General features: G+C 68.6%; 20 protein-coding genes. 6 read left to right on the plus strand and 14 right to left on the minus strand.

The features are described 5' to 3' along the window. The first annotated feature begins 121 nt into the window (after positions 1 to 121). Genes AC11WY_RS07580 through AC11WY_RS07595 form a run of 4 tightly spaced genes read left to right on the plus strand, consistent with a single transcriptional unit; the run spans position 122 to position 4,358 of the window. Positions 122 to 1,099 (plus strand): tripartite tricarboxylate transporter substrate-binding protein, encoded by a 978-nt coding sequence (locus AC11WY_RS07580; RefSeq protein WP_482924084.1) that lies wholly within the window; start codon positions 122 to 124, stop codon positions 1,097 to 1,099. Positions 1,100 to 1,105: 6 nt separating this feature from the next. Then, positions 1,106 to 2,563 carry a tripartite tricarboxylate transporter permease gene (locus tag AC11WY_RS07585; protein ID WP_482924085.1) on the plus strand — a complete coding sequence of 486 codons (1,458 nt, stop codon included), beginning with the start codon at positions 1,106 to 1,108 and terminating at the stop codon, positions 2,561 to 2,563. Further along, positions 2,560 to 2,991, plus strand: a complete 432-nt coding sequence (locus tag AC11WY_RS07590) for a hypothetical protein (protein WP_482924087.1) — start codon at positions 2,560 to 2,562, stop codon at positions 2,989 to 2,991. The genes AC11WY_RS07585 and AC11WY_RS07590 overlap by 4 nt, the downstream gene beginning before the upstream one ends. After that, on the plus strand, positions 2,988 to 4,358 hold the full coding sequence (locus tag AC11WY_RS07595; RefSeq protein WP_482924089.1) for a phenylacetate--CoA ligase family protein: 1,371 nt from the start codon (positions 2,988 to 2,990) through the stop codon (positions 4,356 to 4,358). The genes AC11WY_RS07590 and AC11WY_RS07595 overlap by 4 nt, the downstream gene beginning before the upstream one ends. On the opposite strand, the gene AC11WY_RS07600 is transcribed toward AC11WY_RS07595, so the two are convergent. The 6 genes from AC11WY_RS07600 to AC11WY_RS07625 form a co-directional block, all read right to left on the minus strand. After that, a complete protein-coding gene (locus AC11WY_RS07600; protein WP_482924091.1) occupies positions 4,342 to 5,196 on the minus strand; it encodes a class I SAM-dependent methyltransferase in 855 nt (284 codons plus the stop codon). The two genes, AC11WY_RS07595 and AC11WY_RS07600, sit on opposite strands and share 17 nt — an antisense overlap. Further along, entirely contained in the window at positions 5,193 to 5,876 is a 684-nt protein-coding gene (locus AC11WY_RS07605; RefSeq protein ID WP_482924093.1) for an outer membrane protein, read from the minus strand. The genes AC11WY_RS07600 and AC11WY_RS07605 overlap by 4 nt, the downstream gene beginning before the upstream one ends. A gap of 189 nt (positions 5,877 to 6,065) precedes the next feature. Then, positions 6,066 to 6,881, minus strand: a complete 816-nt coding sequence (locus AC11WY_RS07610) for an ATP-binding cassette domain-containing protein (protein ID WP_482924095.1) — start codon at positions 6,879 to 6,881, stop codon at positions 6,066 to 6,068. After that, complete coding sequence (locus AC11WY_RS07615; protein WP_482924096.1) at positions 6,878 to 7,897, minus strand: ABC transporter permease; 1,020 nt, start codon at positions 7,895 to 7,897, stop codon at positions 6,878 to 6,880. Before AC11WY_RS07615 ends, AC11WY_RS07610 begins: the two co-directional genes overlap by 4 nt. Before the next feature lie 232 nt (positions 7,898 to 8,129). Further along, positions 8,130 to 9,110: a sugar ABC transporter substrate-binding protein gene (locus tag AC11WY_RS07620; RefSeq protein WP_482924098.1), complete on the minus strand. Its 981-nt coding sequence runs from the start codon at positions 9,108 to 9,110 to the stop codon at positions 8,130 to 8,132. A 114-nt stretch (positions 9,111 to 9,224) separates the two neighbouring features. Then, entirely contained in the window at positions 9,225 to 10,235 is a 1,011-nt protein-coding gene (locus AC11WY_RS07625; protein WP_482924100.1) for a sterol desaturase family protein, read from the minus strand. 331 nt (positions 10,236 to 10,566) lie between these two features. On the opposite strand from AC11WY_RS07625, the gene AC11WY_RS07630 reads away from it, so the two are divergent. Next, positions 10,567 to 11,616, plus strand: a complete 1,050-nt coding sequence (locus AC11WY_RS07630; RefSeq protein WP_482924101.1) for a LacI family DNA-binding transcriptional regulator — start codon at positions 10,567 to 10,569, stop codon at positions 11,614 to 11,616. A 10-nt stretch (positions 11,617 to 11,626) separates the two neighbouring features. On the opposite strand, the gene AC11WY_RS07635 is transcribed toward AC11WY_RS07630, so the two are convergent. The 4 genes from AC11WY_RS07635 to AC11WY_RS07650 form a co-directional block, all read right to left on the minus strand. After that, positions 11,627 to 12,340 carry a creatininase family protein gene (locus AC11WY_RS07635; RefSeq protein ID WP_482924103.1) on the minus strand — a complete coding sequence of 238 codons (714 nt, stop codon included), beginning with the start codon at positions 12,338 to 12,340 and terminating at the stop codon, positions 11,627 to 11,629. Between the two features lie 7 nt (positions 12,341 to 12,347). After that, a complete protein-coding gene (locus tag AC11WY_RS07640; protein ID WP_482924104.1) occupies positions 12,348 to 13,319 on the minus strand; it encodes an aldo/keto reductase in 972 nt (323 codons plus the stop codon). A gap of 97 nt (positions 13,320 to 13,416) precedes the next feature. Then, positions 13,417 to 14,787, minus strand: coding sequence for a Gfo/Idh/MocA family protein (locus tag AC11WY_RS07645; RefSeq protein WP_482924106.1), 1,371 nt, complete (start codon positions 14,785 to 14,787; stop codon positions 13,417 to 13,419). A gap of 35 nt (positions 14,788 to 14,822) precedes the next feature. Continuing rightward, positions 14,823 to 15,914, minus strand: a complete 1,092-nt coding sequence (locus AC11WY_RS07650) for a fatty acid desaturase (protein ID WP_482924108.1) — start codon at positions 15,912 to 15,914, stop codon at positions 14,823 to 14,825. A gap of 180 nt (positions 15,915 to 16,094) precedes the next feature. Between AC11WY_RS07650 and AC11WY_RS07655 the strand changes: the two genes are divergently transcribed. Then, a complete protein-coding gene (locus AC11WY_RS07655; RefSeq protein WP_482924110.1) occupies positions 16,095 to 17,120 on the plus strand; it encodes a substrate-binding domain-containing protein in 1,026 nt (341 codons plus the stop codon). A 72-nt stretch (positions 17,121 to 17,192) separates the two neighbouring features. Here the strand turns inward: AC11WY_RS07655 and AC11WY_RS07660 are convergent, their stop codons facing one another. From AC11WY_RS07660 to AC11WY_RS07675, 4 genes are all read right to left on the minus strand, one after another. Next, positions 17,193 to 17,933, minus strand: a complete 741-nt coding sequence (locus AC11WY_RS07660) for a dienelactone hydrolase family protein (RefSeq protein WP_482924112.1) — start codon at positions 17,931 to 17,933, stop codon at positions 17,193 to 17,195. Between the two features lie 111 nt (positions 17,934 to 18,044). After that, the gene (locus tag AC11WY_RS07665; protein ID WP_482924114.1) at positions 18,045 to 19,205 is read right to left on the minus strand and encodes a glycosyltransferase; all 1,161 of its coding nucleotides are present in this window, start codon (positions 19,203 to 19,205) and stop codon (positions 18,045 to 18,047) included. A gap of 82 nt (positions 19,206 to 19,287) precedes the next feature. Further along, on the minus strand, positions 19,288 to 21,741 hold the full coding sequence (locus tag AC11WY_RS07670; protein ID WP_482924116.1) for a GcvT family protein: 2,454 nt from the start codon (positions 21,739 to 21,741) through the stop codon (positions 19,288 to 19,290). A 3-nt stretch (positions 21,742 to 21,744) separates the two neighbouring features. Next, positions 21,745 to 22,617, minus strand: coding sequence for a phosphotransferase (locus tag AC11WY_RS07675; protein ID WP_482924118.1), 873 nt, complete (start codon positions 22,615 to 22,617; stop codon positions 21,745 to 21,747). Positions 22,618 to 22,752 lie beyond the last annotated feature (135 nt).

Consider the following 22,752-nt stretch of genomic DNA (forward strand, 5'->3'; position numbering starts at 1 on the left):
TCCGTGCTAGCGTTGTATCACATCAGCCGGGAGGATCGGAATGTTGCGGGGACGACTGGCCCGACAAAGGCGGACTTTGCTAGCCGCAATGCTGTTGGGTCTGTGCGTTCCGTCGGGGCTGATGGCCCAGACCGGACCGGGCGCCGCCGATGCGTATCGCGGCGCGGTGGTCCGTCTGATCGTCGGCACCAGTGCGGGCGGGGGCTACGATACGCTGGCGCGCCTGCTTGCGCCGCCCCTTGCGGCCCGCCTCGGGGCGACGGTGGTGGTGGTCAACAAGCCGGGGGCGGGCGGGCTGGCGGTGATCAACGACGTCGTGACGGCCTCGCCGGACGGGCTGGACCTGACGCTGGCCAATGTCTCGGCGGCGGTCACCGCCAGGATCACGGGCTTCACCGGCGCGCGGTTCGAGCTGACGGATCTGGTCTGGATCGGCGGCATCGCCTCGGATGACCGGGTGCTGCTGGTGCCGTCAACCGGCCCCAACGCCGGGCTCCTGGCCGATGCGCTGGCGGGGCGCGCCACGCCCGGCCCGGTGCGCTGGTCGGCGCTGGGCAAGACCGACAATCTGGCGGTGGCGGCGGCGCTGGTGTCCGAGGCGTTCGGCCTGCGGTCGCGCATCGTCACCGGCTACGGCGGCAGCGGCGAGGCGATCGCGGCGCTGGTGCGGGGCGAGGCCGACGCGGCGGCGGTGTCGCTGGACTCCGCGCTGCCCGCGACCGGCCCCGACACCGTGCGGATCGCGGCCGTGCTGTCGCAGGCGCGCAACCCGCTGATCCCCGATGTGCCGACGATCTATGAACTGGCCGGGCCGCAGGTGCGGGTCGGCTGGCTGGATTTCGTGATCCGGCTGACGACGCTCAGCCGCACGCTGATCGTGGCGCCGGGAACGCCACCCGACCGGGTGGCCACGCTGCGCGCGACGGTGCAGGCGATCCTCAGCGATCCGGCCTTTCTGGCCGGGGCGGCGGCGCAGGGGCGGCGGTTCGCCTATGTGCCGCCCGAAACGGTGGCGGCCAACGTGGCCGGCGCGCTGGCCCATGCGCAGGGCGACAGCTTGCCCGGCCTGCTGCAGGTCGTGCTGGCCAAGTATTACTGAGCGGGGATGGGCGGGCTTCCCCTGGATCTTCCGTCGCTTGCCCTGGCCCTGGTCGGCGGCACCGTCTGGGGCATCTTCATGGGCAGCCTGCCCGGCGTCACCGGGCTGACCGCGCTGGTGCTGGCGGCACCGCTGGCCGTGCAGATGGACCCGCTGAGCGGCGTCGTGCTGCTGATCGCGATCCATTCGGTGTCGGATACCGGCGGCGCGGTGACGGCGATCGCGATGGGGATACCGGGCACGCCGTCGAACGCGGCGACGGTGGAGGATGGTCACGCGCTGGCCCGTACCGGCTGGATGGCGCGCGCCATCGCGGCCATCGCCATCGCCTCGGCCTTTGGCGGGGCGGTCGGGTTCGTGCTGCTGGTGCTGACGCTGCCGGTGTCGCTGGCGCTGGTGCGGCTGGCCGGGGCGCCGGAGATTTTCGCCGTCTGCGTGCTGGGTCTGGTGATCGCCGCCCGGCTGGGCAGCGCCACGCTGCGGCGCGGGCTGATCGCCGTCGGGCTCGGCCTGATGTGCAGCTTTGTCGGCATGCAGAACGCGACCGGCGAGCCGCGGCTGTGGTTCGGGTTTCCGCCGCTGCTCGACGGGTTCGGGCTGTTGCCGGTGGCGACCGGGCTCTTTGCCGGGCCGGAACTGATCCGCCTGGCGGCCGAGCGTGGCCGCGTGGCCTTCGGCACCGGGCGGATCGGCCGCGACGCGATGCGGATGGGCTGGCAGGACGTGCGGCTGCGCTGGCGGATCGTGCTGCGATCCGGCGCGATCGGCTGGCTGGTCGGCGTGCTGCCGGGCATCGGCGGGTCGGTGGCCTCGTTCCTGTCCTATGCCGCCAGCGGCGCGGGCCGCCCGCCCGGCCAGCGCGACACCGAAAGCCGACTGGACGGCATCGTCGCGGCCGAGGCGAGCAACAACGCCAAGGAGGGCGGCGACATCATCCCGACGCTGGTGCTGGGCGTGCCGGGCGGCGCGGGCATGGCGGTGCTGTATGGCGCGCTGCTGATGCTGGGGATCACGCCGGGGCCGACCCTGCTGGGCCGCCACCCCGAAATCGCGGTGGGCGTGGCGCTGACGCTGCTGCTGTCCAACGTCATCGGCAGCGCGCTGGTCGTGGTGGCGGCGCCGCTGCTGGTGCGCCTGATGGCGACGCCGCCGCGCATCCTGGCGCCGCTGGTCACGGTGGTGACGCTGATCGGCGTGCTGGGCCTGCACGGGCAGGTCGCCGACCTGCGCACCTGCCTCGCCTTCGCCGCGCTGGGCGTCGTGATGCTGAACGCCGGCTACAGCCGCCCCGGCTTCATTCTGGGCTTCGTGCTGGGCCCGGCGGTCGAGGTCTACGGCAATATCTCTTACGCCGCCTATGGGTGGCCCTTCTTGCGGCGCCCCGTCGTGGTTATCCTGCTGCTGGCGGCGCTGGCCTTGATCGGGCGCGAGGTCGGGCGGCGCCTGCGGGGAGGCACGGGATGAGCGGCAGGGCGACCTTCGCGGTGCTGGCGGCGGCCCTGGCGGGCGGTGCCGTGCTGGCCGACGCGATGCTGTGGCATCGCACCCCGGCGCTGCTGGCCGCCCCGGCGCTGGTCGCGGCGGTGATGGTGGCCGCGGCGTTGTCGGAGGCGTTCAGCGGCGCGGCCGCCACCGCGCCGCCTCAGGCCGCGCCGCCGGTGGACCTTGGCGGCATCGGGCGGCCCTGGCCGGTGCTGGCCGCGCTGCTGCTGGTGGCGCTGAGCCCGCGGTTGGGGTTGCCGGTTTTCGGTCTGGTGCTGGCACGCAGCCTGGGCGCCACGCTGGCCACGACGCTGGCGCTCGGCGCCGTGGCGCTGGTCCTGTCGGAGGTGGTTCTGGTGCATCTGCTGGGGGCCGTGCTGCCACTGCTGCCGTGGGGGCCGGGCGGGTGAAGGCCGGGCAGAAGGACATCCGCTGGCTACTGCGCTGGCGCGACATCGTTCTGCCCGACGCCGTGGCGCAGGAAACCTTTGCGTTTCAGGAACGGATGCTGGCCGAACAGGACCGCAGCGCGCCCGCCATCGCCGCCGCGCGGGACCACCAGATCCGGCAGGTGGTCGCCTTCGCCCGGGCGCAGGTGCCGCATTACCAGCGCGCCTTCGCCGCGCTCGGCCCCGACGCGCCGCGCCCCGGCACGGCGGCCTGGGCCGCGCTGCCGGTGCTGACGCGCGAGGATCTGCGCGAGCACCGCGCCGATCTGCTCGCCCGGACCCTGCCACCGGGGCACCGCAGCGAAACCCTGCGCCGTTCGTCAGGCTCCACCGGCGAGCCGGTCACGGTGATGACCACCAACATCTCGAACCACTGGCAGAAGGTGCTGGCCCTGCGCGCCGCCGTCTGGGCGCGGCGCGACTTCACCGGCCGCCTCGCGGTGATCCGCAAGCTCTCCAGCCCGGCCGCCCGCCTGCCGGACGGCGAGACGACCGACCACTGGGCCGACCGCGACGGCTTTCCGTTCCGCACCGGCCCGCGCCACGCGCTGGATGCGCAGGCGGGATCGACCGACGAGGTGTTCGCCTGGCTCGCGCGGGTCGGGCCGGATTACCTGATGACCTATCCCTCGATCCTGCGCGACATTGCGGCCAGCGCCGAACGCTCGGGCCAAATTCCCGGCCTGCGCGGTATCACCACGCTGGGCGAAACGGTGGATGATCCGCTGCGGGCGCAGGTGAAGGCGGTCTGGGGCCTTGGCATCGACGATGTCTATTCCGCCGAGGAATGCGGCATCATCGCGATGCAGTGCCCGACCCACGGCCGCTACCACATCCCCACCGAGGTTGCCCATATCGAGGTGGTGGACGATGGCGGGGTGCCGCTGCCGCCCGGCCAGCCGGGGCGCGTGCTGGTGACCACGCTGGCCAATTTCGCCCAGCCGCTGATCCGCTATGCGGTGGGCGACCATGCGGTGCAGGCCCCGCCCTGTGGCTGCGGGCGGGCGGGGCCGGTGCTGCAACGCATCCTCGGGCGTGATCGCAACCTGCTGGTGACGGCGCGCGGGCGGTTCTGGCCCAGTTTCGGCACGCGCCGGTTCCAGTCGGTCGCGCCGGTGCTGGCCCAGCAGTTCCGCCAGACCGCGCTCGACCGGATCGAGACGCGGTTCGTCAGCCCGCGCGACCTGACCGAGGCCGAGGTGGCGGCGCTGACCGCGTTGGTGCAGGCGGCGCTGCCGGTGCCGATGGCGGTGGCGCTGGTCCGGGTGCCCGAACTGCCGCGCGGCGCGGGCGGCAAGTTCGAGGTCTTCGTCAGCGATCTGGCGTGACCGCCTCGGGGCGCCGCGCGACGAGGTGGCAATAGACGCCGCCGGTGGCCAGCGAGGGGCCCGACAGCCCCGCGACGCGCTGCGGCCCCTGCACGGCCTCGGCCGAAACCACCGTGAAGCCCGCGGCGGTGAACAGATCGGTCAGCGCCGCGACCGAGGCGACCGGATAGGACACGCGGTTGGCGGCATAGGCCGCGAGGTCGGCCCGCAACGCCGCCCGATCGAACAGCGGCGCCGCGCCGGAGGCAACAAGGCGCCGGTCAGCCTCGGCGGCCAGCGCCGCCCCGGCCGCGGGGTCAAAGCCGCGCCGCCCGCCCGCCGGGTGCAGGCGGTTCACGGTGGCCACCACCCCGCCCGGCCGCAGCAGGCGGAACCAGCTTGCCAGCACTGCGGGCCGACCTTGCGGCGCGATCTGGCCGAAGAACGAATGCGACACCAGCGCGTCCGCCCCGCCCGTGCCAGGAAAGTCGCGGATATCGGCGCAGACGGTGCGCAGGCGCGCGTCATCCGGCGCCAGCACCGCGTCGATCAGGCGCAGCGGGGTCGGGCACAGGTCCACCACGGTAATGCGGCCGCCACGCCCAGCCGTCAGCCCCGCGACAAGCTCGGGCATCCCGGTGTCGCTGGAGCCCGAGATCACGACCTCGGCCGGGTCGGGCAGCGCGCCAAGCGCCGCGCGGAAGAACTCCCGCTGGTCGGACGGTTCCGAGGTCAGGCGCAGTGCGCGCAGCAGCATCCGCGTGCCATGATAGGCGCGACAGGCGGGCGCGCAGCCTTCGCGCGCAAGATCAAGCGACAGGGCGGCCGCGGCGAAGGCGGGCGATGGCGCCCCGGTCACGGACCGCCGAGGGGGATCCGCAAGGCGATCAGAATGCCCTGATCCCGGAACCCCTGATGCACCGTGTTGCCGCCCCCCGCGCTGGTGAAGGTCGCGGCGTTGGTCACGAAGTAGCGGTAGTCGAGCGAGAGCGTCGCCCGATCCCCGACCTTGACATCAACCCCGAGGCCAAGCTGCGCGGCGGCCGCCATCTTGGTGCTGTCGAACGGGTCGTTCAGCACACTGATCGAGGCGAGGTTCAGGTGCAGTTGCGACAGCCCGACGCCGCCGCCGAAGTGCATGCCGACCGTCGGCGACAGTTCGACATCGCGCCAGACGTTCATCATCAGCGACAGCGACGACAGGCTGTCGCTGCTGCCCGCAAGGTTCGCGCTGCTGCTGCCCTCGAAATAGCCGCTGTGGTCGACGTAGCTCGATATCCCGGCACGGCGGTGCGCGATCTCAAGCTCGGCCCGCACCCCCGGCATCGGCGAGAACCCCAGCGCGCCGCCGTAGGTCCGCGCGCCCTTCAGCACCATGGTGCCCGAGTCGGAATTCCCCGAGACGCCGGGCTCGACGGTCTGGCCGCTGCCCGCCCCGCCGAACAGGGAGCCGTATACCCCGGTGCCGAAGTCCAAAGCCGAGGCCGACCCGGTCATCAAACATAGCGCCGCCGCAGCGGTCAGCATCCTCTTGAACATCCCAAGCCTCCTTGTGCGCCACCCCGCACCCTCGTGATGAAAAGGATAGTCCGGATCAGCCCTTCAGGCAATCTTGCCAAAGACCCCGGCCGCACAAAACTCCCGAGCGGTGCCGGGTTGCCGCCTGACGGAGGGACACGGCCCTTCGGCAAAGCCGTACCCGTTCAGGCCCTGGTCGGCGTCAACCGCTCAGACGGCCGGTGGCGGATGGCCGTCGTGTTCGGTCTGGTAGGCCTCGATCTCGGCCTCCAGTTCGGCCATGTGTTCGCCGCCCGCCATCAGGTCGGTGATCTCCTCTCGGGTTTTCTCGCCCTTGCGGAAGTCGGCCGCCTTGGCGCCCTTGATCAGCACGGCGAAATGGTCGCCCACGGCCAGCGCATGGATCACGTTGTGGGTGATGAAGATCACCGCGATGCCCTTCTTGCGGGCTTGCAGCACGATGCGCAGCACATGCGCCGCCTCCTTGACCCCCAGCGCCGCGGTCGGTTCGTCGAGGATCAGCACGCTGGCGCCGAAGTGGACGGCGCGGGCGATGGCCAGCGCCTGCCGTTCGCCGCCCGACAGCCCGCCCACCAGCCGGTCGCCGTCGGTGATGCGGGTGATGCCCAGATCCTGCACCGCCTTGACGGCGATCTCGTTGGCGCGCTGGCGGTCAAACACCCGGAACGGCCCCCAGCCCTTTGTCGGCTCTTCGCCCACGAAGAACGACCGCCCGATGCTCATCAGGGGGAAGGTGCCGCCGAACTGGTGCACGGTGGCGATGCCGTGGTTGCTGGCCTCGCGCGGGCTGGGAAAGTTCACCGGCTTGCCGTCCATCTCGATCGTGCCGGACGAGGGCTTGTAGACGCCGGACAGCAACCGGATCAGGGTCGATTTCCCGGCGCCGTTGTCGCCCAGCAGACACAGCACCTCGCCCGGATAGACCTCGAGCGAGATGTCGTGCAGCACGTCGATCGGACCGAACGACTTGTTGACGTTTGTCAGTTTGAGCAGGGCTGCGGTCATTTCCGTGTCTTTCCCTTGGCCGGAGAATAGGCCAGCGCCAGTTTGCGGAACGTGTTGTTCATCAGCACGGCCACCAGCAGCAGGACACCGATGATCAGGCTGGCCCAGTTGGCGTCAAAGCCGGTGTAGTAGATGCCCTGGCTGACCACCGCGAAGGTGAGCGTGCCCAGCACGATGCCGAACACCGACCCGTAGCCGCCGGTCAGCAGCACCCCCCCGACAACGACCGAGATGATGGCATTGAAGATGTAGGACTGCCCGGCCGAGACCTGCGCGGAGTTGTACAGGATGGCCTGGCTGAGCCCGACGAAGGCCGCGCTCATGCTGGAACACATGAACAGCAGGATCGTGACCTTCTCGGTCGGGATGCCGGCGTTGCGGGCGCTGACCTTGTCGCCGCCCATCGCCAGGATCCAGTTGCCGTAGTGCGAATAGTGCAGCACGAAGCCCCAGAACAGCGCGGCGGCGAGCCACCAGAAGATGGTGACCTGATAGATGCCGCCGATGAACTGACCCAGCAGGAACTTGGCATCCGGCCCGGCCTTGATGGCGACGCTGGTGGTGCCGGTCACGATGACCGACAGGCCGAGGGTCAGGCCCGCGACGGCGAACAGGGTTCCCAGCGTCACGATGAACGAGGGCACGGCGGTGCGGATCACCATGATGCCGTTGATCAGACCGATCACGGCACCCAGCGCCAGCGCGGCGCCGATGCCGACCAGGATCGGCAGGTGGAAATGGCCCGAGATGATCGCGCAGGTCATCGAGCCCGCCGGGATCATCGAGCCGATCGACAGGTCAAGTTCGCCCGCGATCATCAGCAGGCCGATCGGGATCGCCACGATGCCCAGTTGCGCCGCCACGTTCAGCCAGCTTGCCGCCCCGGTGGTGGACGCGAAGTTGGACCCGCCGAAGATGGTGAAGAACACGAAGACCGCAAGGAGACCAAGGAAGGAACCGGTTTCAGGTCTGCGCAACAGACTGCCGAGCGAAAAGCGTGGGGTATGTTCAGACATGGTTGGGTTCCCGGATCAGGGTGCAGTTGAGCGGCGCCGCGCGGAACCGCGGCCGGGTCGCACCCGGCCCGCAGGATCAACCCCGGGCCGGTTGCAGGGACCGGGTCGGCGCGGGCCGACGGAAAACCCGCCGGCGCCGCGTCGACGGTCGGGGCATCGGCGATGCCCGGCCCGGTCAGGACCAGCCCCGGAAGCCCTTGCGGGCCGCCCGGCGCCGAAGCAGCGGCGCGGCTTAGCGGTAGCCCGCACCCGCGCCCGCCATGGTCGCGGCGATGTTGGACGAGTCGACCACGCCCGGCCCGGTCAGGACCGGCGCGGAGGAGATCGCCAGCCCGTAGTTGACGTAGGCATCCGCCATCGTGACGGCGAGGAAGCCCTGCAGCCAGGGCTGCTGGTCGATCGCGAAAAGCTGGGTGCCGGCCTTGATGCGGTCAAGCCCGGTGCCGTCCATGTCAAACGAGGCGAGCTTGACCTTGCCGGTCACGCCGGCCTGCTCGATCCCGGTGGCGGCGCTGTTGGCATCGGCCGCCGAAATCGTGGCCACGCCGTCGATCGTCTTGTCCTTCAGCAGGGTCGCCTTGATCGCCTCGGCGACGGCGGTCGGGTCACCAAAGGCCGAGGCTGGCAGCGGCAGTTGGGTCGATTTGCCGCCCGCCTTGGAAATGCCGTCGGAAATGCCCTTGCAGCGCGCTTCCAGGTTGCCCGCGCCGGGAACGGTGTTGACGCAGATCACGTTCTTGGACCCGTGGGCCGCGAAATAGGCGCCGCCCGCCAGACCGGCCGGGTATTCCTCGTTGCCGATGTAGTTGATCGCGCCGAGTTCCTTGGCCTTGTCGGCGCCGCCCGCGTTGTAGAGCATCACCGGGATGCCCGCCGCCTGCGCCGCCTTGATCGCCTCGTCTTCCGAGTCGGCCACCCAGTCGGGCACGGCGATAACGCTGGCGTGCTGAGAGATTGCGGTGCGCACCAGGTTGGCCGCGTCGCCGCCGATGTTGTCGTAGTTCTGCAGCATCAGGTAGTTCACCTTGCCGCCGTGCGCCTTGACGACGAGGGTTCCGTCGTCGATGCCCTTCTTCACCTTGGCGAAGAACGGATCGTCCGCCTTGCCGCCGACAACGGCGATGGTCGCGCCGTCAGCCAGAACGGCAGTTGCGCCAAGAGCCAGAACCGACGCCATCAGCGCCGTCCTCAGGATGTGCCTTGTGGTTTTCATGTCTACGTCTCCTCCTCGTTGCCGCCATCGGGCGGGTTCTTGTTTGCCGTGAAGTCTCCCGGACACGGTCTCCCCCCAGGTCCGGCCCCATCCGGTGGGATGGGGGTGGTTCTGTCAGGCCTGGCGGCTTGCGTTCACGCGGGCCTTCTTGCGCTCGAACCGCGCATCCATCAGGGCTTCGCCTTCTTTGGTGCCGTCGTGCCAGGTGCCGAACCAGCGGTCGAACGGCACCATCCCGTCGGAGTAGTTCACCTCGAAATACTTGTGGTGCAGGTAGTGGGCGAAGGCATGGGTGCCGAAGGCGGTGTCGTCGCCCGCTTCGATCCGGTCGAACCCGACATGGCCCACCACAGCGCCGGTTCCGGTGACCTGCAGGTGGTAAAGCACCAGCAGCGGATGCGACGGCAGCACCAGATGGATCAGGATGTCGGACCAGTAGAGCAGATGCTCGACCGGGTGCATCGACAGCGAGGACCAGGGCGACGGATTGATCGAGTTGTGGTGAACCGAGTGGATCCACTTGTAGAGGATCGGCACATGGATCAGCCGGTGGATGCAGAAGAAATGCGCCTCGTGGATGAAGGGGATCGCCAGCCCCAGCGCGATCAGCGCCCAGGGGTGGGCGGCAAAGGTCGTCCAGGGCCCCCAGCCATGCGCCCAGGCGTAAAGCATGCCGACCTCGTAGGCGGTCCAGATCGGCACGCCGGTGCCGAAGCTGCGGATCATGTTGTCGATGTTCTGGCTCTTGAACAGGAACACGTCCGATTTCCTGTCGGCCGGGAACAGCGCGTTGAACTTGAACCGGTTGCCCTGCGCACGGCGGACGTAGAGCCGCAGTTCCAGCGCGCCATAGACCAGAAGCACCAACAGCGAGTTGCGCGCCCAGATGAAGGCGATCCAGTGCCAGTCGAGGGTCTGCATCGCCTCTTTCGACGGCGTCAGGTATGTCCAGAACAAGAGCGCGATCGCCATGAACAGCGCATTCCACGGCAGCAGGTAATGCGGAAGCCAGCGCAGGAACTTCAGCGGCTGCGGCGGCCAGATCAGGATCGGCGCCACGTCGAGCGCGGCGTTGGGCGTGTAGTCGCCGCGTTTGTTCCGGGTTCCGAATTTCAGATCGTCCATTGCCTTCTCTCTCGCAGTTCCGACGACACCCGATCGCCGCCCCAGACTCAGGCGGCATGACCCGCCACACCGATCCGATGGAATTTTCACGCCATCGCGAATTACCTCGGCACCTCTGCATCACTCCAGACGAGGGGTTTCCCTCATTCAGGACAAACGCCGGATGCGTCGAATTGAGCGACCTTTTCACCCCACGTCCGGCCGGGCCCCGGATCAACCGCGTCCCGGTCGTGCTTCTATTCCGGCTTGACAAGTTGTCGCACCTGAATGTTGATTGAAAGCAATCATGGCGCGCCCCGAGAGCCGATGTGATAACCTCTAAAGATTTGGAATGATGGGACAAAAACACGACAGGCCGCGAGTCACCTTGCAGGATGTCGCAAAGCTCGCCGGGGTTGGAAGTGCCACCGTCGATCGGGTGATCAATGATCGCGGCAATGTCAGCGACGAGGTCCGGCGTCGCGTGCTGCAGGCGGCGCGCGAACTTGGCCTGAAACGGCTGTTGCCCGTCAGCCATCACAGCATGGTCCGGATCAACGTGATCCTTGCCCGCCCCGAGCTGCCCCTGATCCATCGGATGGGATTCGAGTTCCGGCGCATGGCGCAGCGGCTGGATCGCTCGGTGGTGATCCATCGCACGGTTCTGGATGACGAGTCGCCTTCGGCGATCGCCTCGGCCTTGCTGCACAGTCCCTGCGATGCCGCCATCGTCTATGCTCAGGACCACCCGCAGGTTCACGCCGCGATCGCCGACCTTGCCGCCCGCGCCAAGCCGGTGGTCACGATGATCTCGGACCTGCCGGGTTCGGCGCGGCTTGCCTATGCAGGCACCGATCACTACAAGGCCGGGCGCTCGGCCGGATATTTCCTCGGCCGGATGGCCCGGCCGGGCGCGGTCATCGTGCTGTGCAATCACCTCGGCTTTCAATCCCACGCGCAGCGGGTGCGCGGGCTGACGGACTATCTGGCCGAATGCGCGCCGGGCTTCGACATCGCCCGCATCGTCGAGGGCGGCGACGATGCGATCCGCTCGGAGGCGCGGCTCAAGGACGCGTTCCGCAGCCATTCCGACGTGGTGGCGATCTACAACGTCGGCGCCGCCAACCGCGGCGTGGCCGCCGCCATCCGGGCGGATCTCCTGCGCGAACGGCCGGTGTTCATCGGGCATGAATTGACCAGATTCAGCCATCAGTTCCTGCGCGAGGGTCTGATGACCCTGACGATCGACCAAAGCCCCGAGCTTCAGGCGCAGTTCGCGATCGACGTGCTGCTGAACCATTTCGGCTTCGCCGGGGCCGCGCATGTGACGCCGCCCTATGTCTCGACCGTTCCGATCGTGCTTTACGGGCCGGAAAACCTGCCCGACGCCGTTCCGGACTGATCCGCGCCGATCACTCGCCCACCGGCCCGGCGCTGTCGGCAAGCCACGCGGCCATCACGGCGCGCAAGTCTTGTGCCCGTCCGGGCACGAAGGCGCGCGGATCGGCGCCGAAGATGCCGTGCAGGCTGTGGCCTGGGTCATGGCGTTGCGCGCCATCGGGGTCTTCGCCGACCTCGCCCGGATTGGCGGGTGGAAGCAGCGCCATATCCACGATCTCGGGGTGGAAAGCGGCCAGCAGGGTCGTCTCGAACAGACCGGCATGATCGGGCGGAAAGGGCGCGCCGGTGTTGCCGTTGACGCCGAGCGCCAGCGCCTTCAGGCGCCCGCCCTTGCCGTTCCAGTCCGCGGCGATGCGGGCGATCATCGCCAGTTGTTCGTCGGCGAAATGCCCGGTGAACAGGACCGCCTGCCGCACCCCCAGCGCCTCCAGTCGCGAGAGCGTGACGCCAAGGATCGCCGCGATCTCCGCCGCCCCCGGCATCATCACCGTCCAGGGATAGCCGCCATGCCCGCCGCCGGTGCCCCACCACAGCGGCGGATAGACCAGCCCCCCGGCAATCTCGGCGGCATCCAGGCACAGGCCGTGTGCCTGCAACCCGTCGAGCCCGACCGGCAGATGGTGGCTGTGGTATTCGATCGTGCCCAGCGGCAGCCAGACGCGCGGGCAGCGGGCCATTTCCGCCGCGATCTGGCCGGGGCGCAGCAGTTCCAGTTGGCGGGTCATCGGCATCCTACTGGTAGAAGTTGCGCGGCCAGACGTGGGCGGCAAGGGCGGCCTTCAGCTCGTCCGGGAAAGCCGCGCCGTCGCTGTAGGCCACGTTCATGTCGACCTGTTCAGGATTGGCCATGCCGGGAATGACGCAGGACAGTTCGGGGCAGGACAGGACATAGCGCATCGCCGCCTCGGCCAGCGTCGGGTAGAAGGGCGCGCACAGGGCCTTGAGCGCGCGCACACGGGCCAGCGTCTCGGCAAAGCGGTCGCCGCGGAACAGCGCGGCAGGAACCGAGCCCGCGGGGAAGCTGGCGTAGGTGCCCTCCTCCCAGTTGCCGACCAGCGCGCCGGAATCCAGCGGCACGCGGGCAATGAACCCCTGCGTTCCCGCCCCGGCCCGGAACAGGTCGCCCGCCGGGCGCTGTTCGAACAGGTTCAGCGCCACCTGCTGGCTGGCAACCAGCCCCAGCCGCGCAAGGTCCACCCCGTCCTGCGGGCGATAGTCGCGGATCGAGACGCCGATCTGGTCGATCTTGCCCTCGATCCGCAACGCGTTCAGCGTCTCCAGCCAGTCGAGTTCGTAAAGACCCGAGGCCATCCAGGAGTGAAGCTGAAACAGGTCGATCCGCTCGATCCGCAGCCGCCGCAGCGCGTTGTCGACCATCTTGCGCAGATACCAGGCCGGATAGCGGCCGCGCATCTGCGGCGCCTCGTCATCCGGATCGGGCCATTCGACCGGCTGCGCCTTGGTCGCCACATGGATCTTGTGGCCGCGCCATTGCTGCAGCGCCTGCCCGATCACCTCTTCGGAATGGCCGTTGCCGTAGATGAAGGCGGTGTCCACCAGATTCACGCCGCGGTCGAACGCATGATGCAGCGTGCGGATCGAGGCCGCGTCGTCGACGGCGCCCCAGTCGCCGCCCAACTGCCAGGCGCCAAAGGCGATCTCGCTGACCTGCCAGCCGGTGCGGCCAAAGCTTCGGTATCTCATCGCAACCTCTTGTGTCGCGGGCAAGGATAGAGGTCAGGCCGGGCCCGCGAAGCGCCGCGCTGATCGGTTTCCATCATGACTTGGGCGTGGCCATCGCTCAGATCGCCTGCGGGGCGAAGTCGCTGAACCCGGACGGCGCCACCGCCTTCAAGAGCGCGATGGATTTCACCAGCCCCTCGATCCGGCTCAGCATGACGTCCTCGTGCTCGATCGACAGCCAGCCGTCATAGCCGTTGGCGTTCAGCGAAATGATCTCCAACCCGCGCGTGTCAAAGGCGGCGCGGAAGGCCGCCCGCGCTTCGGCCGAGGCGCGCATCCGCGCCAGGTCGAAGTGCGACGCCGCGGACCAGCCGCCGGTGTTGACCTCGACCCCCTGCAACCCGTGGGCGGCGGCGGTATCCAGCACGCCGTCCAGCGGCAAGTGGGCAAGGCTGTCGGACACGAAGCCGAGTTTCATGGGCGTATCCTCACAACGGCACGGTGATGCGCTGGCCGACATCCAGCGCGCGATAGGCGGCTTCGGCCAGCACCAGCGCCTTGCGGCCATGCTCGCCGGTGCGGAGGGGGCTTCCTCGCCCTTCAGCACGCGCACGAAATGCGCCCATTCGTTCTTGTAGCTTTGCGCATGGCGTTCGACGAAGAAGAACTGCGGCTTGGACCGCTGCACCCCGTCGGCGCGTTCCTGCACCAGCATGATGATCGGCACGTTCTCGGTGCGCAGCGTGCCCAGCGCGCCGTGCGCCTCGACCCGCTGGTCGTAGCCATAGGTTGCGCGGCGCGAGTTGGTGATGAACGCGATCCGCCCCGAGGCGGTCTGCATCGAGACGCAGGCGGTGTCGATGTCGCCGATCTCTTTGATGGCGGGGTCGCACAGTCTGCCCGCGGTGGCCTGCACCGAGACGAATTCCTCGCCCATGATGTGCCGCGCCATGTCGAAATCGTGGATCGTCATGTCGCGGAACATGCCGCCCGAGGTCTTCAGATACTCGATCGGTAGCCCGCCGCCGGGGTCTTTCGAGATCACGGTGACCAGTTCCAGCGCGCCGATCTCGCCCGCCACGATGCGCCGCTTCATCTCCAGGATGCCGGGGTCGAAGCGGCGGTTGAACGCCATGAACAGCGGCCGGTCTGACCGGTTGACCACCTTCATCACGTCATCCACCCGCGTCATCGCCAGGTCGATCGGCTTTTCGCAGAACACCGCCTTGCCCGCCTTCAGGCCCTTCTCGATCAACTCGGCATGGGTCCAGGTCGCGGTGCCGATCACGATGGCGTCCACGGCGGGGTCGGCCCAGACCGTTTCCTCGGGCACCACCTGCGCGCCGACGCGGGCGGCCAGCGCCTCGGCGGGCGCGGCGACGGGGTCGACGATGTATCGCACGCGGCTTTCGTCATGCTCGGCGATGTTGCGGGCATGGACGTTGCCGATGCGGCCTGCGCCGAAAAGGGCGATGTTGAAGACGGTCATGGGGGCCGCGATGGGTCGGTGGAGTTGGGGGGCGGCTATTCCGCGGGCTGGGCCGCAGCGGTGGCGAAGACCTGCGGCGCGGCATACGCAGGCAGCGGGCGGGTGACGTGCCGGGCCGGATCGCGGGTCTGGCGGATCAGCGCCGGGATGATTTCGCGGTAGGCGGGCCAGAGGCCGTTGTAGGGCGGAGGGCACTGATCCCTGATCATCGCGTGGATCAGCGGCAACCGGTAATAGGGCGCCATCGGGAACATGTGATGCTCGATATGGTAGTTCATGTTGAAGTAGAGGAACCGGAACACCGGGTTCAGCAGCACGGTGCGGGTGTTCAGCCGGTGGTCGTGCACGTCTTCGTCCAGCCCGGCGTGCTGGGTCAGGTTGAAGAGCTGGCTCAGGACGCCGCCGTAGAAGCGGGGGCCGATCACGAACATCAGCGGCAGGATCGAGTGCCAGACAATGCACGCGGCGACCACCAGCGCCACCAGGCCAAGGTAGATGCGCGCCGCCCGCACCACGGCGGGGCGTTCGGCCAGCGGCACGAAGTGCTTGCCGTCCTCGGTCAGGTCGCCCGAGGCGTTGCGGATCATCCGCTTGAACTGGTTGGTGCCGTCCCACAGAAAGAAGATGTCCGACGCGATGCCCGGCAAGAACGGCGGGCGCGGCGCGGCGATCTCGGGATCCTTGCACACGATCATCGTGTGGGTGTGGTGGCGGGTGTGGCTCCAGCGGTAGAAATGCGCCTCGCGCAGCGTCATGAAGGCGCAAAGCTGGTAGAACCCCTCGTTGATCCACCGCGTCCTGAACGGGGTGCCGTGGCTGAGTTCATGGTGGCGATGGTCGGCGGCGGAATAGAGGATGCCGTAGACCGCGAAGAACGGCACACAGGTCCAGGTGGGCCAGAACAGATAGCCGCCGATGCCAGATGCCACCAGCAGCGCCAGCCAGAGGCCGAAGTGCCCCAGCGCCGGCCAGTCCGACCGCTTGATCAGGTGCTTGAACGGCTTGCGGTCGATCCGGGCGGTGAACCATTCCTGCTCGACCCTGTCCTCGAACGAGTCCTCGGTCAGCGCGGTGGCGCCCTCGGCGCTGCCCTTCAGCGCATAGTCTTTCCAGGTGACATTGGTCATCGGTTTCCCCTGTCGGTTGCGGCCCGAAGCGTCGGGTCCGCGTGTCCTGCATCGCGATGGAATTTTCATACCGTGACAAATGATCCGGCATATTCATTTCATCATGGGTGAATGCTTTCCTCTCATTTCTCGCAGATGACACTTCTGTCAAAATGAGAGAGTCAATCAGGAGGTTCCCGGATGTCCCGCCGCGCCACGATCATCGACCTCGCCCGCACCGCGGGCGTCAGCGTCTCGACCATCGACCGCGTGCTGAACGGCCGCGACCCGGTCCGGGCGGCAACCGCCGCCAAGGTGCTGGCCGCCGCCGAGGCGATCGGCTTCTACGCCACCCCGCTGTTGCGCGCGCGGCTGCGGGTCGATCAGCCGGTGCAGCGGCTGGGGTTCCTGCTGCAACAATCCAACCGCACCTTCTACCGGCTGATCGCCGAGGCCTTGCACACGGCGGCGCAGACCGCCGGGCCGCAGACCGAGGCGGTGGTCGAGTTCATGGATGACCTCTCGCCCGAAGCGGTGGCGGCCCGGATGCTGGACATGGGCAGGCGGGTCGATGCCCTAGCCGTCGTCTCTGCCGAGCATCCGCGGGTGACCCGCGCGATCGAGGCGCTGGCGGCGCAGGGCGTTCCCGTCTTCGGGCTGATCTCGCAGCTCACTGCGGCCTGTGGCGTGGGCTACATCGGGCTCGACAACTGGAAGGTCGGGCGCACCTCGGCCTGGGCCATCGCCAACATCTGCAAGCGGCCGGGCAAGGTCGGCATCCTCGTCGGCAACCACCGCTATCGCTGCCAGGAGATGAACGAGAGCGGCTTTCGCAGCTACTTTCGCGAACACGCGCCGGAATTCACGTTGCTGGAGCCGCTGTCGACCTTCGAGGACCGGGCGATCGCCCGCGATGTGACCGAAAGCCTGCTGGCGCGCGCGCCCGACCTCGCGGCGCTCTACATTTCGGGCGGCGGGCTGACCGGGGTGCTGGACGCGCTGGCCGAGGCCGGGCGGCCCGGCCGGATCGTGACCGTGGGCTATGAACTGATGGAGGCCACCCGCGCCGGGCTGATGGACGGCCTGCTGACGCTGGTGATCGCCCACCCGATCGCACGCCTCGCGCAGGACGCCGTCGCCGCGATGCTGGAAACCCTCGGCCATCCGGGCGCACCGCCCGCGCAGCGCCTGATCGGCTTTGATCTCTACACGGCCGAGAACCTGTAGGGGCGTCAATCGAGCTGCCGGGCTTTTCCCGGCGCCATCACGGCCGAAGCCGCGTCGGCGCCGTCGCGCCCGTCAGCCCAGCGTCTCGGCAAAGAACGTCAGCAGCCGACGCCAGTGCCGTTCGGCCCCGATGGCGTTGTAGACGCCGTGATCGGGCACGCACCAGCCGTGCGCCATCCCGACATAGTTCTCGATGATGTGATCGACGCCGCCCTCGCGCAGGGCCTGCGCGAGACGGGCCGATTGTTCGGGCGGGAAACTGCGATCCTCGCCGGCGCAGCCGACGTAGACGCGGCCCCTGATCTCGGCCGCGCGCCGGTGCGGGCTGTCGGGCGCGTCCGAGGCGAGGTTGCCGCCGTGCAGGCTGGCTGCCGCCGCGACGCGATCGGGGAACGCCGCCGCTGCGATCAATGCGCGCGGGCCGCCCATGCAGTAACCGGTGGTGCCGATCGGGCCGGTGGCACCCGCCGTGACCAGAGCGTCGAGAAAGGCCCCGGTATCCTCGGCGGTCTGCGCCAGCGGGGTCGCATGGATCATCGCCATGAGCTGCGCCCGAGATTCCTCCTGCACGAAGGTGGTGACGGTGTCGAATGGGCCATAGGCCCCGAAGCGGTAGAAGAGGTCGGGCACCAGCACGGTGTATCCCGCCGCCGCCAGCCGCGCGGCCATCCCGTCAAGCGCGGGGCGCAGGCCGAAAGCGTCCATGTAGAGGATGACCCCGGCCTTGCGGCCCGCGGGCCCGCCCTCGGGCAGGAACAGACCGGCGGGTGCGGTGCCGTCGGCGGTGGTGATCTCGATTGCGCGTTTGGTCATCTCGGGCCTTCCGTCTGAATTCTTGTGCGGCGCCGCTTACGCCGCCGAGGGTCTATGTGGCGCGGGCGCGGGCGCTGTCCAGCCCCCAGCCGCCAGCCCAAAGTCCCGCGCTCAACGCGCGCGCCAGGTCACCATCAGGCTGGCCCAGAAGTTCCACAGCGCGCCGATCCCGGCTCCGGCGAGGCTGGCCAGCACCCAGTTCGGCACCAACGCGAAGACCCAATCGGCAACGCCGACGTTGGCGACCGCGCCCAGGCTGCAAACGGCATAGAACGACACCAGCCCGCGCAGGAACGCCCGCCCCTTCAGGCGGCGGTCGCGCCAGGTGAGATTGTTGTTGAGCAGGAAGTTCGTCGTCATCGCGGCGAAGACCCCCAGCGCCTGTGCCACGCCGAAGCCGTCGCCCAGCGCCAGCCGCACCGTGGCAAGTTGCACCACCACGCCGGTCATCCCGACCATCAGGAACAGGACGAAGCGGATCGGCAAAAGCCCCCCGGTCAGCCGCGCCACCAGCAGGCCGAGGAATTCCAGCGTCACCGCCCCGTCGAGCTTCGATTCCCCGGCGACGCGCGGACGAAAGGTGTAGGGCAGTTCCTGCACCCGCCAGCGCCCGGCCGAAGCCGAGAGCATGTCGGCCAGAATCTTGAAGCCCTGGGTCTGCAGGTCCAGCACGACCGTGTTGAAGGCGGTGCGGCGCACCATGAAGAACCCGCTCATCGGGTCGGTGGCGGTGATGCGCAGCGCGCGCCGCGCCAGCGCGCCCGCGCGATCCGATCCCCATTTGCGCACCCCGCTCAGCCCGCCGCCGACCGTGCCGCCCTCGACGTGGCGCGAGCCGATGACAAGGTCAAGGCCGGGATCGTCCGCCATCGCCTGCACCATGCGCGGCAGCAGCGCCTCGTCATGCTGAAGGTCGGCGTCCATCACCGCGACCAGCGGCGCGATGGAGGACAGGATGCCCTCGATGCAGGCGCCCGACAGGCCGCGACGGCCGATCCGGTGGTGAAGGCGCACCCGCGGATCCTCGCGCGCCACGTCGCGCACCTCGGCCGCGGTGCCGTCGGGGCTGTCGTCATCGACGAAGATCATCTCCCAAGCGATGCCCTCGAGCGCGGCGGCAAGGTGCGCCACCAGCGGGCGGATGTTGGCACGCTCGTTGAAGGTCGGCACCACGACCGACAGGTCTGGCACCACGCGCGGCGACGGCGGCGGAGCGGTCAAAGGCGAGGCAGCGTGCAGCACGGCGGCAGGGTCTTTCGGGGCGGTGATCATGGGGTATCGCGACTCCGAACAGATTCGGCGCGCGACCCTGATATCCGGTGACGCCGCAGAACGCCACTGCGCGTCCGCGCCCCTACGCCTTGATGCGCGCGCCGGTAGGGTCGTAAAGCGATCCCATGTGCAGCATGCAGGGCACCCGCTCGCTGGCCACCTCCAGCTCCCACGCGCCCGAGGCGAGGAAGGCGTCGGAGACTCCGTCGGGGTGGCGGACGTAACCCATCCCGATCGGCTTGCCGACGGTGTGGCCGTGCCCGCCCGAGGACAGCCAGCCGACCCGTTCGCCATCGCGATAGATCGTCTCGCGGCCCAGCAGGATCACCGCAGGATCCTCGATGGTGAAGGTGGCAAGGCGCTTCTTCACGCCCTCTTTCAGTTGCCGTTCGATCCCCTCGCGGCCAAGGAAAGCAAGGCCCGATTTCATCTTGCAGGCCCAGGCGAGGCCCGCCTCCACCGGCGTGTGGTCCGGCCCGATGTCCGATCCCCAGGCGCGGTAGCCCTTTTCCAGCCGCAGCGTTTCGATCGCGCGGTAGCCCGCGTTGGTCAGGCCCAGCGGCGCCCCCGCATCCATCAGCGCCTCGTAGACCGTCACCGCGAATTCGGTCGGCAGGTGCAGTTCCCACCCCAGTTCGCCGACATAGGTCACCCGCAGCGCCAGCACCGGGCAGCCCGCGACGCTGATCCGTTTCGCGGTGCCGAACGGGAACCCGGCGTTCGAGATGTCGTCGGGGCAGACGCGGGCCAGGATGTCGCGCGCCTTCGGCCCCATCAGCGACAGCACGGCATAGGCCGAGGTCACATCGACCAGTTCGGCCCGCGCCCCTTCGGGCAGATGGCTGGCGATCCAGTGGAAATCATGGGTGGCAAAGCCGGTGCCGGTGACGATGTGGAACTCATCCTCCGCCACCCGCGCCACCGTCAGGTCGCATTCGATGCCGCCCTTCGCGTTCAGCATCTGGGTGTAGGTCAGGCTGCCGACCTTGCGATCGACGTTGCCCGCCGCAATCCAGCCCAGCGCGCTGGCCGCCTCCGGCCCCTTCAGCGTGAATTTGGCAAAGCTGGTCTGGTCGATCAGCACCGCGGCCTCGCGCGCCGCGCGGTGTTCGCGCGCCACGGCATCGAACCAGCCGGGGCGGCCGTAGCTGTAGACGTCGACCGGGGTTTCGCCCGCGGCAAGGTCGGCGAACCAGTTCGGCCGCTCCCAGCCCAGCTTCTCGCCGAAACAGGCCCCCGCCCCCTTCAGGATCGTGTAAAGCGGCGAGCGGCGCAGCGGGCGGCCGGAGTGGTGCTCCTCCGACGGCCAGGCGATGGTGTAGTGCTTGCCGTAAGCCTCCAGCGTGCGCGCCCGCACCCAGTCGGTCGACTGGTGGTTGCGCCCGAAGCGGCGGATGTCGACCGGCCAGAGGTCGAACGGCGCCTCACCCTTGGCCACCCATTCCGCCAACGCCATCCCCGCGCCGCCGCCCGAGGCGATGCCGAAGGCGTTGAAGCCCGCGCCGATGAAGAGGTTGCGCAGCTCCGGCGCCTCGCCGAGGATGAAGTTGCCGTCGGGGGTAAAGCTTTCCGGGCCGTTGATCAGTTGCTTGATCCCGGCGGTATCCATCGCCGGAACCCGGCCGATGGCTGGGGCCATGAACTGCTCGAAATGGTCGAAATCCGAGGTGAGCAGGGTGTAGTGGAACCCATCCGGGATGCCGTCCGCCGCCCAGGGCACCGGGTTGGGTTCATAGCCGCCCATCACGAGGCCGCCGACATCCTCTTTCCAGTAGGTCAGCCGGTCGGGGTCGCGCAGCGTCGGCAGGCCGGGCGTCACGCCGGGGATTTTCTCGGTGATCATGTACTGGTGCTCGACCGAGATCAGCGGCACGTTGACGCCGACCGTGGCGGCCAGCGTGCGCGTCCACTGGCCCGCGCAGATCACGACCTTCTCGCATTCGATGGTGCCGCTGGCGGTTTCCACCCCCCGGATGCGGCCGTTCTCGACGATGATGCGCGTGACCGGCGTATCCTCGAAGATGCTGACGCCCGCCATCCGCGCGCCCTTGGCCAGCGACATCGTGATGTCGGAGGGGTTCACCTGCCCGTCGGTGGGCAGGAACGCCGCCCCGACCAGATCGTCGATCGTCATCAGCGGCCACAGGTCCTGCGCCTCCTGCGGCGTCAGCAGATGCATCTCCAGCCCGAAGGAATGCGCGGTGGTGGCCTGCCGCTTCACCTCGGTCCAGCGTTCGGCGTTGCAGGCAAGGCGCAGGCCGCCATTCATCTTCCAGCCCGATCCGATCCCGGTCTCGACCTCCAGACGGTTGTAGAGGTCGACGGAATATCCCAGCAATTGCGTGATGTTGGCCGACGTTCTTAACTGGCCGACCAGGCCTGCGGCATGGAACGTGGTGCCCGAGGTCAGCTTCTTGCGCTCCAGCAGCACGGTATCGGTCAGGCCCAGTTTGCCCAAGTGATAGGCGGTCGAACAGCCGACGATGCCGCCGCCGATGACAACGACGCGGGCGGTGGTGGGAAGATTTGCGGTCATGGTTCAGCCTTGTTTGAAATCTGCAAGTGCGGCACGAAAAGAGGTCAGATTCTTCTGTGAATAGTCGGAAAAGTCGAAGTCGAGATCAGAGTGAATCTCCGAGATCATCGACCACAGCGCCTCGCGCAGCGCCGCCGCCGCCTTCATCGCGCGGTAGCTGCGCCAAAGCGCGGCATCCGGCGCGCGGTCGAAATAGGCGGCCAGCATCGCGCCCTCCTGCACCTCGTTCAGCCCGTTGTTGGACGCGAGGCCGCCAAGATCAAAGAGCGGCGAGTTGAACCCGGCATAGTCCCAGTCGATCAGCCAGAGCCGCGCGCCATCGTCGATCAGGTTCGCGGGCAGGAGGTCGTTGTGACCAAAGACGATCTCGACCGGGCCCACCGCCGCCTCCAGCCGATCGGCGTCGGCCAGCAGGTCGGGCAGCAGCGCGGCATGGGCGCTGCCATCGGCCCCCAGCCGCCCGGCATAGTCGCGGATGACGTGGAACACCCAGAACATCAGCGCGGGCCCGCGCAAATGCCGCGGCACCTCGCGATGCGCGCGCGCCAGCAGCGGCAGGATACGGTCCAGCATCCCCGGCGCCCGCACATCCGCGGCCGCCAGCGTCTTGCCCGCGATGAACTCGATCACCAGCGCGCCCGGTTCATGGTAAAGCACCGCCGGTGACACCCCCGCCGCATGGGCCGCCCGGCTCGCCGCCAGTTCGTTGAAGCGCAGGATCTGGTGCACCGGAATGTCGTCGCCGATCCGCACCACCGCCCTGCGGCCCTGATCCTCGACCACGAAGTTCACGTTGGTGATGCCGCCGCCCAACGGCTGCGGGTCCACCGGCCCGCGCCAGATCGGCAGATGGCGCGCCTTGTCATAGGGGGTCATGGCGTCTCCATCCGGGAATCGACATCGATTCCGCACAGGATGTGGGAATATGTGGCTTTCGTCAAAGAAAGACTTTGGCTTTTGTGGTATTTCGCCACAATCCCGGTTGCCTTGCAGGGAAGCTTCCCACACACT

It is taken from the genome of Solirhodobacter sp. (genome assembly GCF_964715405.1).

Excerpts from the sequence above, each read along its gene's own strand:
- AC11WY_RS07635 (WP_482924103.1), bottom strand. The coding sequence starts at position 12,340 with ATGACCCGCCAACTGGAACTGCTGCGCCCCGGCCAGATCGCGGCGGAA.
- AC11WY_RS07620 (WP_482924098.1), bottom strand. The coding sequence starts at position 9,110 with ATGAAAACCACAAGGCACATCCTGAGGACGGCGCTGATGGCGTCGGTT.
- AC11WY_RS07610 (WP_482924095.1), bottom strand. The coding sequence starts at position 6,881 with ATGACCGCAGCCCTGCTCAAACTGACAAACGTCAACAAGTCGTTCGGT.
- AC11WY_RS07660 (WP_482924112.1), bottom strand. The coding sequence starts at position 17,933 with ATGACCAAACGCGCAATCGAGATCACCACCGCCGACGGCACCGCACCC.
- AC11WY_RS07630 (WP_482924101.1), top strand. The coding sequence starts at position 10,567 with ATGATGGGACAAAAACACGACAGGCCGCGAGTCACCTTGCAGGATGTC.
- AC11WY_RS07585 (WP_482924085.1), top strand. The coding sequence starts at position 1,106 with ATGGGCGGGCTTCCCCTGGATCTTCCGTCGCTTGCCCTGGCCCTGGTC.
- AC11WY_RS07645 (WP_482924106.1), bottom strand. The coding sequence starts at position 14,787 with ATGACCGTCTTCAACATCGCCCTTTTCGGCGCAGGCCGCATCGGCAAC.
- AC11WY_RS07675 (WP_482924118.1), bottom strand. The coding sequence starts at position 22,617 with ATGACCCCCTATGACAAGGCGCGCCATCTGCCGATCTGGCGCGGGCCG.
- AC11WY_RS07640 (WP_482924104.1), bottom strand. The coding sequence starts at position 13,319 with ATGAGATACCGAAGCTTTGGCCGCACCGGCTGGCAGGTCAGCGAGATC.
- AC11WY_RS07625 (WP_482924100.1), bottom strand. The coding sequence starts at position 10,235 with ATGGACGATCTGAAATTCGGAACCCGGAACAAACGCGGCGACTACACG.
- AC11WY_RS07670 (WP_482924116.1), bottom strand. The coding sequence starts at position 21,741 with ATGACCGCAAATCTTCCCACCACCGCCCGCGTCGTTGTCATCGGCGGC.
- AC11WY_RS07615 (WP_482924096.1), bottom strand. The coding sequence starts at position 7,897 with ATGTCTGAACATACCCCACGCTTTTCGCTCGGCAGTCTGTTGCGCAGA.
- AC11WY_RS07580 (WP_482924084.1), top strand. The coding sequence starts at position 122 with ATGGCCCAGACCGGACCGGGCGCCGCCGATGCGTATCGCGGCGCGGTG.
- AC11WY_RS07650 (WP_482924108.1), bottom strand. The coding sequence starts at position 15,914 with ATGACCAATGTCACCTGGAAAGACTATGCGCTGAAGGGCAGCGCCGAG.
- AC11WY_RS07590 (WP_482924087.1), top strand. The coding sequence starts at position 2,560 with ATGAGCGGCAGGGCGACCTTCGCGGTGCTGGCGGCGGCCCTGGCGGGC.
- AC11WY_RS07655 (WP_482924110.1), top strand. The coding sequence starts at position 16,095 with ATGTCCCGCCGCGCCACGATCATCGACCTCGCCCGCACCGCGGGCGTC.
- AC11WY_RS07665 (WP_482924114.1), bottom strand. The coding sequence starts at position 19,205 with ATGATCACCGCCCCGAAAGACCCTGCCGCCGTGCTGCACGCTGCCTCG.
- AC11WY_RS07605 (WP_482924093.1), bottom strand. The coding sequence starts at position 5,876 with ATGTTCAAGAGGATGCTGACCGCTGCGGCGGCGCTATGTTTGATGACC.